Genomic DNA, 12,314 nt, shown 5'->3' on the forward strand with positions numbered 1-12,314 from the left:
CCAATGCGTTTTGCTTCTTGTACCCTCACAGCGATTGCTGCCTATGCCGCTTTGGCCGCCGTGCCCGCAGCCGCAGACACGCTGGTGGACAATGTCGATGGCATCACAGTTGATCAGGACGGCGAGGTCATCCGCTTTACCGGTCTGGTGTTTGATGACGAAGGCAAGGTGCGCGATGTCTTAATGCGCGGCGATGACCGGCCAGATGATGTCGATTTCGCGCTTGATGGCAAAGGCCGCGTCATGCTGCCCGGCATGATTGATGCGCATGCCCACGTCATGGGCATCGGTTTTGGCGCTTTATTGCTCGATTTGTCTGACACCACCTCGCTGGAGGGTGCACTGGCCAAAATTGATGCCTTTGCGAAAGACAATCCGGGCCGTCCGTGGATCCTCGGGCGCGGCTGGAATCAGGAAAAATGGGGTCTTGGCCGGTTTCCAACTGCCGAAGAACTCGATGCAATCGTATCCGATCGCCCCGTCTGGCTGCAACGCGTGGATGGCCACGCAAGCTGGGCGAACACCGCCGCGATGGAGCGTGCTGGCGTAACCGCAGCAGATAAAGATCCGGTCGGCGGACGCATCATTCGCAAAGCCGGCAGCCGCGAACCAGCCGGAGTGTTTGTGGACGCGGCAGAGGCGCTGGTGAACAAAGTCGTTCCCGAACCGCGCCCGGAAGATCGCGATGCGGCCCTGGCGAAGGCTCAGGAAATACTGCTTTCGAACGGGATTACCGCAGTTGCGGACATGGGAACATCGATCGAGGATTGGCAGACATTCCGGCGCGCAGGCGATCTGGGCGCGTTGAATGTGCGCATCATGTCCTATGCCACCGATGGCGACACGATGGAATTGATCGCCGGGCCAGGGCCGACCCCGTGGCTGTATGAAGACAAGCTGCGCATGGGCGGCATCAAACTGTATCTGGACGGCGCCCTCGGTTCGCGCGGGGCGATCCTTAAACAGCCATATGCCGATGAACCGCAGACCAGAGGGCTTCCGCTGCTGACCCCTGCCCAGCTTCGCAATTTGATGAGCCGCGCCGCGCTCGACAATTTTCAAACCGCAATCCATGCGATCGGCGATGCCGCCAATTCTGACGTGTTGCTGGCAATCGAGGAATTGTCTGGCACCTATACAGGTGACCGGCGCTGGCGCGTTGAACATGCGCAGATCATTGATCCGGCTGAACTTGCCGAATTTGGCAAGCACGGCATCATCGCCTCGATGCAGCCTTTGCATCAGACATCCGACCGGACCATGGCGGAAGCCCGCCTCGGCCCTGACCGGCTTGATGGCGCCTATGCCTGGCGCAGTGTCCTTAAAGTCGGGGGCAAGCTGGCCTTTGGGTCGGACGCACCGGTTGAACCCACCGATGCCTTTGCCGGATTTGCAGTCGCAATCAGCCGGACCGATTCCGACGGACAGCCGTTTGGCGGGTGGCTTCCGAGTGAGACTGTGAGCCGCGAGGCTGCCTTGAAGGCTTTTACCGCTGATGCGGCCTATGCCGGGTTTGCCGACGGACATTTTGGCCGATTGATACCGGGCGAACGTGCCGACTTCCTGTTCGTGGACCGCGATCCGATGCTGGCCTCGCCCACCGCCATCAGAGATACCAGAATTCTGGAAGTATGGGTTGGCGGCAAGCGGATGCGTTGAATTTCGCGGATTTCCGAATCACATGGACCTTGCGCGAGACTTTTCCGCCAAAATCCATCCGTAATTGGCGAATCAGAGCCAGCATTTCCCGTTTTACGCAGTTGCAATTGTGCAACTGCGAGCAAAAAGTAGCTTTTGAGCGCTGAGACGACACGAACGATAGCTGCGATGAACCGACTAACATGCTGATCTTAAATACGAATTTTCATCCAGCTTGACACAGCTCGTTACAAATTAGGGCTTGCTATCGGCAGGTTGCCTGTCTAGTCAGAAGTTGATTGAAATTAACTAAGAGCTCAATAGGAGACGCCATTATGAAATTCCGTAACATAGCCCTGGCAACGGCTGCAGTATCTCTCGCTGCATCACCAGCCATCGCTGAAGCCGCTTTCGAGCGTGCTAGCGCCCCGGTTGAAGGTGAAAGCAAACTTGAAGGTGAGAACGGTATTCTTATTGCTCTTCTCGCTGCTGCTGCCGTAATCGCAGGCATCATCATCATCGCTGATGACGACGGCGAAGACCTACCTACCAGCCCATAAGCTGGTCGGAAACGACAAATTCAAGGGGTCCGCTTGCGGGCCCCTTTTTTTGTGCGAATTTGACTCGCCTGCGTCCGATACAAATTTACCGAAATGGTTCCAACGCACGGTAACTATGATTTGGGCCGTGCACCTGCAGATGAAAATGAACCATCTTTTCAGCAGACGTCATCCGTCTCGGTGCGTTCAAGACTGCTAGATACAGAACGCCAGATACAGACGTGCCTGATACACACGCGCCTGATACGCACATCCTGGCTAAATGGATCAGTCGGCGTTCTTCGCCTGCTCTGTATCAGTATTGCCTGTAGACGAATCTTCGCCCTCGCCTTCGTCCGCTGCATCCGGTTCAGAGGTCACAAACCGTTCCTGAAACCTCATCAGCACCAATGAGCCTTCGAACAGCAACAAGAGCGGCAGGGCCAAGATGATCTGGGAACCCGGATCAGGCGGTGTGACAATCGCAGAAAGCGCCACAACACCGACAATCACATACCGCCGCGCTCCTGCCAGCTGAGCGCGAGAGACAATCCCCGCGCGGTGCAGCAGCATGAGCAAAACCGGCAACAAAAAGGTCAGCCCAAAAGCCAGAATGAACTGCATTACCAGGTCGAGATACTCACCGGCAGCCGGCAATGCCTCCACCGTCAGACCGCCGGCATCGCCGCCAAAACCCAGAAACCACCGAAACGCAGTGGGCATGACCACAAAGTAAGCGAGCGATGCACCGCCGATGAAAAGCACAGGTGTCGCGATCAGAAATGGCAAAAACGCCTTTTTCTCCCGCGCATACAATCCGGGCGCGACAAACGCCCAAAGCTGGTTTGCAATGATCGGAAAGCTGACCATAAAACCAGCAAACAGACCAACTTTCAGATCGACAAAGAACAGTTCGGGCAGCTTGGTAAAGATCAGCTGGCCCTGCCCGTCCGGAAACGCGTCTTTCAACGGCTTAACCAAAAAAGCCAGGATCGGATCGGCAAAATACAGACACACGCCAAACCCGACAGCCAGCGCCATCACCGCCCGTACAAGCCGGGTGCGCAGCTCGATAAGATGATCGAGCAGCGGCGCGCGGCTTTCGTCGATATCGTCGATCTTGAATGCCATGACCTGCGGGCTACCCTTTTGAACGTGTATTGGGATCAAGCGGCAGCTCGGGCGCTGCGTCAGGTGCCGGTTTCGGTGATGTCTTAGAATTGGCGTCAGTTGCGGAACGAGACGGAGCAGCCGGTGAAGATGGTGCCGGATCGTCAGCCTCGGGATCGGGGCCTTGCACTTGATCAACAGGCGGCGGCCCGGTCATGACCGGCTCCCCTGCCTCGGCTTCACTCGTGACCGCAGAGCGCCGCATGATCTCTTCGTTTTGCGCCTTCCACTTCTTCTCCATGTCCTCCAGTTCAGCCTCGCGCACCATCGTATCGATGCCCGCTCTGAAATGGCTGGAGACTTTGCGGACCTGACCGATCCATCGGCCCGCGGTGCGCATGGCGCGCGGCATTTCGCTCGGCCCGATCACAAGGATCGCGACGATCACGATAACCAGAAGTTCAGCAGCGCCGATATCGAACATGAAGTACCCTTATCCGCGCAGAATCCGAACCCGTAAGTTCAAAACGCGCGGCACAGCGAAATCAGCTGGGCGAATCGCTCTTTTCGCTCGCCTTGGTTTCAGTGGTGGCGGCATCCTTTGTCGGTGCCTCAATTTGAGCTTTGGAAGCGGGCGTATCATCGACCTCTTCGGTCATGCCCTTTTTAAAGCTCGAAATGCCTTTACCAAAATCGCCCATCATTTCGGAGATGCGGCCACGCCCGAACAGGACGAGGACGACAAGCGCCACGATGAGGATTTGCCAGATGCCGATACCGCCCATTAGGTGTCTCTCTTTTCCAAAATAGATATTCAATATAGGCGCGAACGGTCCGCGATGCCAGTCATGCCGGCATTTCAATTCTCGAACACCACCAATCAGTTGTCGTCGGCGTCCTCTTCAGAGGCCTCATCGCGCTCCTGATCATCGCCCTTATCACCCTGCGGGTCGGGATTGCCAAAACTGTCCATCGCCTCTTCCAGCGCTTCATCCACCGGATCGAGCAGACCGGCGGCGCGCAATTCATCCATGCCGGGCAAATCGCGCCGCGATTCAAGGCCAAAATGATCGAGAAAATCCGGCGTCGTTGCATAGATAACCGGGCGCCCGGGAACTTCGCGGCGTCCGGCCAGCTTGATCCAGCCAGCCTCCATCAGCACGTCCAGCGTACCCGCGCTGGTTTGAACACCCCGGATCGATTCAATCTCTGCCCGGCTTACAGGCTCATGATAGGCGATGATCGCCAGCACCTCTGTCGCCGCTCGGCTCAGACGCCGAACCTGCTCGCGTTCACGGCGCAGCAAATGCGCAAGATCAGGCGCAGTTTCAAAATGCCACCGCTTGCCGCGTTCAACCAATTGAACGCCGCGTTTTTCATATCGCGATGCGAGCGATTTCAGCCCGCTGCGTACATCGGAAGTCGCCAAATCGCCCAAATGCTTTGCCAGAGCATCGACGCCCATTGGCTCTTCTGATGCGAACAAAGTGGCTTCCAACGCCCGCTCGATTTCATCGGGGGCCATCCCCGGCGCAGATGTGTCCGAACTGACATCATCGCTGGGCACGCTGTCATGCGGAATATTGTTGTCTGGCCGGCTGCCCCCCGAAGTCTCTGCGTTCATGCGCGTTCGCCTTGTTTCAGGCGACGAATGCGCAGCGGGGAAAACGGTTCATCCTGAGCGATCTCGGCTTTACCCAAGCGCGCGAGCTCCAGCGCGGCGACAAAACTTGAGGCGAGCGCCGATTTGCGCAATTTCGCGCCCGCATGGCGAGGCAGAAAATCGCGGATTTCCATCCATTCCAGCGTAACGCCAAGCATCGCGGAAACGCGGTCGAGCGCGCTATCCAGCGTCATAACAGGCCGGTCTGCGACATGATAAATGCGCGGCGCAGTGCGCGCTTTTACCTGACCATAGGCCTGGATCAGCGAATAGGCGTCACTTTTCCATTGGGTCTTTCGGTCAATCCGCAATCCTTCGGGCGCGCCGCGAACGAATATGTCCCGGCCAATCCGGTCCCGCGCCATCAGACGCGCAGCCGCTTCGCGCATCGCACCCAGCCGGGCCAGCCGCAATTGCAGCCGCAGCGCGAGTTCTTCGGGGCTGGGGTCTTCCTGCTCGTCCTTGGGCAGCAGCAGCGCCGATTTCAGATAGGCAAGCCAAGCCGCCATCACCAGATAATCCGCCGCCAGCTCCAACCGGAGGGCTTCGGCCTGTTCGATATAGGTGAGGTATTGATCGACCAGTGCGAGGATCGAAATTTGCCGCAAATCCACCTTTTGGCGCCGCGCCAGATCGAGCAGCAGATCAAGCGGGCCTTCCCACCCGTCCAGCTCCAGATAAAGCGCATTGTCACCCGATTTCGCGCCCTGCTTTGCAGCTTCGTCTTCGGGCCATGATGCGGGCATCTGCGCGGTTGGTTCTGACGCCCCGATAGCGCCGCCAGTCAGCATGAATCCGTCCTGCCGTGGATCGGTTTCGGTCATGCCGCCTCCCCGCTAAGCGCCAATAGTGCATCGCGTTTGGCAAGCAGATCGCGCTGCTGTTCGGCAATCACAGGCGCGATGCGCGTGTCTGCCAAAGCGCGGTCAAGCCGACGGGAAGACGCCTCGGTCATGGGGGGCAGCGCCTCGCAAATGCCCTTCATATCATCCATCTTGGCCCAGCAATTGAGCACGATGTCACAGCCGGCTGCGTGTGCGCGGGCGGAGCGTTCGGGAATGGTCCCGTCGAGCGCTTCCATATCGATATCATCGGTTAGCAGCAGACCATCGAACCCGATTTGTCCGCGGATCACATCTTTGATGACCGTTGCCGAAAGCGTGGCGGGATTTTCCGCATCCCAGACCGGGAACAACAGATGTCCCGTCATGCCGATCAACGCCGAATTGAGCGCGCGAAACGGGGCAAGATCGCTTTCCAGTTCTTCGGCGCTGGCGCGGACTGTCGGCATTTCCTTATGCGTATCGACATTGCTGCGGCCGTGGCCGGGCATATGTTTGATACATCCGGTGACCCCGCCTGACGCCAAACCGTCAAGCAATGCACGGCCAATGGCCGCGACCTGCATGGGATTGCGCCCCAATGAGCGATCACCAATTACATCATGCGCGCCGTCCTGACGCACATCAAGCGGGGGGTGATAATCCACGGTGATGCCCATCGCCGACAATTCCAGCGCCATCGCATGGGCATTGGCACGCGCAGCTTCAATCGCGCTTGCCGGAGCGAGCGCGTAGAGCCGGTCAAATGCCTCACCCGCTGGATAGGAGGACCATTGCGGCGGACGCAGCCGGGCAACCCTTCCGCCTTCCTGATCAATCGAGATCAGCAGACGCTCGCGCCCGTGAAGGCTGCGCAATTCATCGGTCAACGCGCGCAATTGTGCAGGATTTTCGCAATTGCGGCCGAACAGGATATAGCCCGCCGGATCCGCATCGCGGAAGAAAGCGCGCTCATCGGCCGTCAGTTCAGGGCCGCTGCATCCAAATATCGCCGGAATCATAGGCAAAGAGTTACATCAGGGGCGCAGCCAGGCAAGCGCATTCACCACCTATTATGGGGGAAAACAGCGCGCCGCCGCAGCCGGACGCAATGCGCCGCGCGATTGCCGCGTGTCTTTACCGTTTTACGGCGCAGTCGAGCCCGTCCGCCTTGATCGCGCGGCATAGCGTATCGGCGGCAGCGCGGTCATTGGCGACGGCCTGAAGCCGGTAGACTGTGCCGCCATCCACAACGCCTTCTACAACGCGGTAACGCACGCCCGATAGCGCATCGGTTTGGCGGGAAAGCTGCGACCAGCCCTGCTCTGCGCGAGCACGCGATGAATAGGCGGCGAGTTGGACGCCGACACCGCTGTTCGAACCGGAGGATGCAGTTGTAATCTTGCCTGATGCTCCGCCTGCGTCTGGTTCCGATGCACCCGAGGCCGCCGAACCCGAGGTCGGGGTCGTCTGGGCCGATCCTGATGCACCATCTGCCGCGCCGGCGGCGCTGGCAACGGTTGAGCCTGTGTCGGCTGAGCCACCGCTGCCGATCTGGCTTTGACGGGTCCGCCCCTCGCCCACAGCAGGCGCGACATTGCCGGTCCCGGCAAATTCCTTGCCCTGGGGATCATCGGGTCGTTCTTTGATGGGGCCTTCGGGCGCTTCGATAGTGCTTCCATCGGCTACCGGCGCATCGGCGCTGGTGCGATTGGTGAGCAAATAGATCGCGCCTACCACGCCGAGCAGCAGGGCGAGCAAAACCGCACCAAATCCAAAGATCTGCGCCATATCGACGCCGCCTTCGTCATCATCCTCGTCTGCCTCCAGCCAGGGAAGGCTATCTGTTTCAGACAGATCAAGCTCATCACCGGTATCTCCGGTGCTGTCACCTTGCTCAAATTCGCCCTGAACAATCATGCTTTAGTACCTTTACCATCCGGCCATTGCCCGACTTTCGGGTCGGTCACATTGATTCGACGGCCTCTACTCCCAATACAGCAAGACCATTGCGGATTACTTGCCCGATTGCCTGGCCAAGGAAAAGCCGCGCCTCGGTTAAACCCTTATCCTGTTCCACGATGAACCGCTTTTGCGGATTATCGTTACCCAAATTCCAGAACGCATGGAGATCAGCGGCAAGATCATAGAGGTAAAAGGCGACGCGGTGCGCCTCGCGCGCCTTGGCAGCGGCTTCGATAATGCGCGGGAATTGAGCAGCGTTGCGAATCAGAGCGATTTCTTCCTCGCCCAGCTGCGCAAGCGCATCAGCCGAAGGCGCAAAACCCGCCTCTGCCGCTTTACGCATAGTCGATCGGATCCGCGCGTGGGCATATTGGACATAAAAGACAGGATTGTCCTTCGATGCCTCGACCACTTTGGCAAAGTCGAATTCCATCTGCGCTTCGGGTTTGCGGGTCAACATGGTGAAGCGCACCACATCCTTGCCCACTTCCTCGATCATATCGGCGATCGTGATGAAATTGCCCGAACGTTTGGACATTTTAACAGGCTCGCCGCCGCGCATCAGCTGAACCATCTGGACCAGCTTTACGTCAAATGGCATCGGCCGGCCCTGCCCTTCGGACAAGGCAGCCACGGCCGCCTTGATCCGTTTTACCGTGCCCGCATGGTCAGCGCCCCAGATATCGATCAATTCGTCGGCATGCGCAGCCTTTTGCATGTGATAGGCCAGATCGGCCCCAAAATACGTCCACGCGCCATTTGATTTCTTGATCGGGCGGTCCTGATCATCGCCGAACCTGGTCGATCGGAACAGCGGCAGTTCAACCGGCTCCCAGTCTTCCGGCGGGGCCTTGCCCTTCGGTGCTTCGAGGACACCGTCATAGACAAAATCATTCGCCCGCAGCCACGCCTCTGCCTCATCCGGTTTGCCCGCCGCATGCAGCGCCGCTTCGGATGAAAACACATCGTGATGGATCCCCAGCAAAGCGAGGTCTGATTTGATCAGTTCCATCATCCGCGTGACGGCTTCCGCGCGGAAGATCGGCAGCCAGTCGGCTTCGTCCTCGGCGGCGTGCTTGTCACCAAATTCCTTGACGAGCGATTCGCCCACCGGCTTCAGATAGGCACCGGGATAAAGGCCTTCGGGGATTTCGCCGATATCCTCGCCAAGCGCCTCGCGGTAACGCAAATGCGCCGAACGGGCGAGGGTATCGACCTGTCCGCCAGCGTCATTGATGTAATATTCGCGCGTCACGGTATGGCCGGCAAATTCGAGCAAGCTAGACAGCGCATCGCCCACCACCGCACCGCGGCAATGGCCCATATGCATCGGGCCGGTCGGATTGGCCGAGACATACTCGACATTCACGATGCGCCCTGCGCCCATATCGGAGCGACCATAATCGTCCGCCATTTCGGCAATAGCGGCCAGTTCGGTCAGCCATGCGGCTGGATCGAGGCGCAGATTGATGAATCCGGGACCAGCAATCTCCGCGCTGGTAATGCTGTCTTGCGCAGCGAGTTTCGCCGCAATCTGCTCTGCCAGTGCGCGCGGATTGGTTTTGGCCTGTTTGGCCAGCACCATCGCGGCGTTCGTCGCGAGATCACCGTGCGAGGGATCGCGCGGCGGCTCTACCGTCACATTGGCGAAACTGACATCGGCGGGAAGCACACCTTCACTTGCCAGCTGAGACAGCACAGTTTCAACGATGGCCGCATAGGCCGCGTAAAGAGTTATTTTGGAGTTCATATCACCGGCGCGGTTAGCGCAAAAACAAGCACAGGACAAAGGCCGAATGTAACACGTCTATCGGCGCGAAACGCGTGCCCAAGGCCCGACGGCGCGCGCGAAATCACCGTGTCGCGTTGTAGGCCAATTGATCCTCGGTAAGCTGGAAACCCACGAGCATCTCGAAACGGGTGCGCTGGATCGCGGCTTTCACCTCTGGCGCGGCCAAGGGGTCAAGCGCCGCATCGACATCGCCCGGACGGCGTTTGCGCGTGATCTGCTTGCGAATGTCTTCGGGCAGGCTTGCCGCGGCACGATCAATGAATGATCCCGCTTTCGCGCTGGCGCTGGCGCGTTCCTCGCCATCGGCAAAGCTGATAGTAACCGCGCCAACACGCTTGGTCACGACCGCGCTGCCGCCGCGCAGGACAGTGACATAATAAGGCAGCGATACAGTCCGCGCACCGCGAACATCGGTTCGCCGGGCCAGAACATCAAAGCTCGCCTCGCTGTAAACACGATCGCCGCTTTCGTTGCAGGTTGAACGCAGATTGGTCATCGAAGCGGTCATGTCCATATTGCTCAATGTCTGGTCGCCCGCCGTGCGGAACACCGTGACATCGCCGGTATAATCAGGAATACCAACGGCAGGGCACGAACTCAGAACCGCCGTGATCCCGACGCCCTGATCAACCACCAGATCACCTTCGCTGGCACACCCTGCCAAACCAACAGCAAGCGCGGCGGCAGAAAGAATACGGGTGCGAAAAGCCATGAAAAACACGTCCTCGAATAATCGATCCAATTGGCCACAAAACAATCATCGCAGCTGTTGCACACGCCCTAGCGGTGCGCGCAGCAAAGCGCTAGAGGGGGTGACATGAACGCGCCCTTTAACAATTCCGACGCTCAGACCGACAGAGCCCCCCTTAACCTGCTGATCGCGGCACCGCGCGGCTTTTGCGCCGGTGTAGACCGTGCGATCGAGATCGTCGAAAAGTCGCTCGAACGCTATGGTGCGCCCGTCTATGTCCGGCATGAAATCGTCCACAACAAATATGTCGTCGAAGGTTTGAAAGCCAAAGGCGCGATTTTTGTCGAGGAATTGGACGAAGTGCCCGCCGATGCGCCGGTTGTATTCAGCGCGCATGGCGTGCCCAAATCAGTCCCGGCAGAGGCAGAACGCCGCAACATGATCTATCTTGATGCGACCTGTCCGCTGGTATCGAAGGTTCACCGTCAGGCAGAGCGCCAGATTGAAAAGAAACGGCACATCATTTTTGTCGGCCACGAAGGCCACCCCGAAGTTATCGGAACAATGGGACAGGTTGAACCGGGCCAGATGACGCTGGTGGAGACAATCGAGGACGTCGACAAACTTCCTTTCGATACCGACGAAAAGCTCGCTTATCTGACGCAAACCACGCTGTCGGTGGATGACACAGCCGAAGTGATCGCCGCGCTGGAATGGCGTTTTCCCAATATTCGCGGACCAAAAGCCGAAGACATTTGTTATGCGACATCCAACCGTCAGGCAGCGGTAAAGGATTTGGCCCCTGACTGCGATCTGGTGCTTGTCATCGGCGCGCCCAATTCTTCAAATTCGCTGCGACTGGTTGAGGTTTCCGAACGGCTGGGAACACCGGCCAAGCTGATCCAGCGCGCCGACGAAATTGACCCGGAATGGCTTAACGGCGTCAAAACTCTGGGCCTGACAGCGGGCGCATCGGCCCCCGAAGTTCTGGTTCGCGAAGTGGTGAACGCCATCGGCCAGCTGCGCGATGTTCATGAAAAAACCATCACTGCCGCCGAAGAGAAGATGGTCTTTAAACTGCCACGACAGTTAACCGAATAGACCGGACCGGCCGCACGTATGGCAGTGTACACCCATCTTGGCGCGGAAGATCTAGCCGAGCTGATCGCGCATTATGATGTTGGCGATCTGGTTTCGGCCAAAGGTATTGCCGAAGGCGTCTCCAATTCCAACTGGCTGATCGAAACAACCCGGTCACGCTATATCCTGACCATGTACGAACGCCGGATCGAATTGGGCGACCTGCCGTATTTCCTTGGCCTGCTGGATCATCTCTCGGCCAAAGGCTGCCCTGTGCCGCGCACCATCCACGACCGCAGCGGCGCGGCGTTTCGGATGGAAAGCGGCAAAGCGGTGGCCCTGATCGAATTTCTTCCCGGAGTCTCGCCTACGCATCCGACCCCTGATCAGGCCCGTTCTGTTGGCAAAGTTTTGGCGCAGCTGCATATCGCCAGTCAGGATTTCACCCTCAACCGCGCCAACACAATGGGTTTTGCGGATAATCTGGCGGTGCTGGAGCAATGCGGCGAAGGCGGACTGGCTTCGATCCACCCGGATCTGCCAGCGATGATCGCGCCCGCGCGCGCCGCAGCAGCCATCGATCTTGCCGATCTGCCTCAAGCCAATATTCATGCTGATCTGTTTCCGGACAATGTCCTGATGCTGGGCGATAAAGTGACCGGCCTCATTGATTTCTACTTTGCCTGCACGGGAGCGATGGCTCTCGATCTTGCGACAACCCATGCGGCATGGTGCTTTGCCGGTGATGGCGGATACCGCGAGAATGTCGGTTCGGCTTTGATGGCTGGTTATGAAAGCGCGCGCCAGCTGGAGCCACGCGAACGCGATTTGCTGGCCGAAATCGCAAAGGGTGTGGCCCTGCGGTTTGTCACCAGCCGGGCCGAAGACTGGCTCGACACGCCCGATGATGCGCTCGTCACCCGCAAAGATCCGATGCAGTTCGCCAAACGCTGGCAATTTTATAACCAACACGGCAACAGCGTGTTCAGATGATCATTCAAAAGAGCACAAGAAA

The 12,314-nt window shown here is 58.4% G+C and carries 13 protein-coding genes; 4 read left to right on the top strand and 9 right to left on the bottom strand.

The window, feature by feature from the left end; all coding sequences use genetic code 11:
• The first annotated feature begins 3 nt into the window (after positions 1-3).
• Complete coding sequence (locus FGU71_RS01905; RefSeq protein ID WP_142787004.1) at positions 4-1,659, top strand: amidohydrolase; 1,656 nt, start codon at positions 4-6, stop codon at positions 1,657-1,659.
• A gap of 314 nt (positions 1,660-1,973) precedes the next feature.
• Entirely contained in the window at positions 1,974-2,198 is a 225-nt protein-coding gene (locus tag FGU71_RS01910) for a hypothetical protein (protein WP_142787005.1), read from the top strand.
• A 267-nt stretch (positions 2,199-2,465) separates the two neighbouring features.
• On the opposite strand, the gene tatC is transcribed toward FGU71_RS01910, so the two are convergent.
• The 9 genes from tatC to FGU71_RS01955 form a co-directional block, all read right to left on the bottom strand.
• Positions 2,466-3,308 carry a twin-arginine translocase subunit TatC gene (tatC, locus tag FGU71_RS01915; RefSeq protein WP_142787006.1) on the bottom strand — a complete coding sequence of 281 codons (843 nt, stop codon included), beginning with the start codon at positions 3,306-3,308 and terminating at the stop codon, positions 2,466-2,468.
• 10 nt (positions 3,309-3,318) lie between these two features.
• Positions 3,319-3,771 (bottom strand): Sec-independent protein translocase protein TatB, encoded by a 453-nt coding sequence (tatB, locus tag FGU71_RS01920; RefSeq protein WP_142787007.1) that lies wholly within the window; start codon positions 3,769-3,771, stop codon positions 3,319-3,321.
• Between the two features lie 61 nt (positions 3,772-3,832).
• Positions 3,833-4,072, bottom strand: a complete 240-nt coding sequence (locus FGU71_RS01925; protein ID WP_142787008.1) for a twin-arginine translocase TatA/TatE family subunit — start codon at positions 4,070-4,072, stop codon at positions 3,833-3,835.
• Positions 4,073-4,167: 95 nt separating this feature from the next.
• Positions 4,168-4,812, bottom strand: a complete 645-nt coding sequence (gene scpB / locus FGU71_RS01930) for an SMC-Scp complex subunit ScpB (protein WP_142788926.1) — start codon at positions 4,810-4,812, stop codon at positions 4,168-4,170.
• 95 nt (positions 4,813-4,907) lie between these two features.
• Complete coding sequence (locus tag FGU71_RS01935) at positions 4,908-5,696, bottom strand: segregation and condensation protein A (protein ID WP_142788927.1); 789 nt, start codon at positions 5,694-5,696, stop codon at positions 4,908-4,910.
• A 74-nt stretch (positions 5,697-5,770) separates the two neighbouring features.
• Complete coding sequence (gene nagZ, locus FGU71_RS01940; RefSeq protein WP_142787009.1) at positions 5,771-6,793, bottom strand: beta-N-acetylhexosaminidase; 1,023 nt, start codon at positions 6,791-6,793, stop codon at positions 5,771-5,773.
• A gap of 115 nt (positions 6,794-6,908) precedes the next feature.
• The gene (locus FGU71_RS01945) at positions 6,909-7,691 is read right to left on the bottom strand and encodes an SPOR domain-containing protein (RefSeq protein ID WP_234035595.1); all 783 of its coding nucleotides are present in this window, start codon (positions 7,689-7,691) and stop codon (positions 6,909-6,911) included.
• 46 nt (positions 7,692-7,737) lie between these two features.
• Entirely contained in the window at positions 7,738-9,486 is a 1,749-nt protein-coding gene (gene argS / locus FGU71_RS01950) for an arginine--tRNA ligase (protein WP_142787010.1), read from the bottom strand.
• Positions 9,487-9,589: 103 nt separating this feature from the next.
• Positions 9,590-10,240, bottom strand: coding sequence for a hypothetical protein (locus FGU71_RS01955; protein WP_142787011.1), 651 nt, complete (start codon positions 10,238-10,240; stop codon positions 9,590-9,592).
• Positions 10,241-10,345: 105 nt separating this feature from the next.
• Here FGU71_RS01955 and ispH point away from each other — a divergent pair, with 105 nt between their 5' ends.
• Together ispH and FGU71_RS01965 are read left to right on the top strand one after the other, a co-directional pair.
• On the top strand, positions 10,346-11,320 hold the full coding sequence (gene ispH, locus FGU71_RS01960; RefSeq protein WP_142787012.1) for a 4-hydroxy-3-methylbut-2-enyl diphosphate reductase: 975 nt from the start codon (positions 10,346-10,348) through the stop codon (positions 11,318-11,320).
• An 18-nt stretch (positions 11,321-11,338) separates the two neighbouring features.
• Positions 11,339-12,292: a homoserine kinase gene (locus FGU71_RS01965; RefSeq protein WP_142787013.1), complete on the top strand. Its 954-nt coding sequence runs from the start codon at positions 11,339-11,341 to the stop codon at positions 12,290-12,292.
• Positions 12,293-12,314 lie beyond the last annotated feature (22 nt).

Origin of the sequence: Erythrobacter insulae (genome assembly GCF_007004095.1) — a bacterium.
GTDB classification, from domain to species: domain Bacteria; phylum Pseudomonadota; class Alphaproteobacteria; order Sphingomonadales; family Sphingomonadaceae; genus Erythrobacter; species Erythrobacter insulae.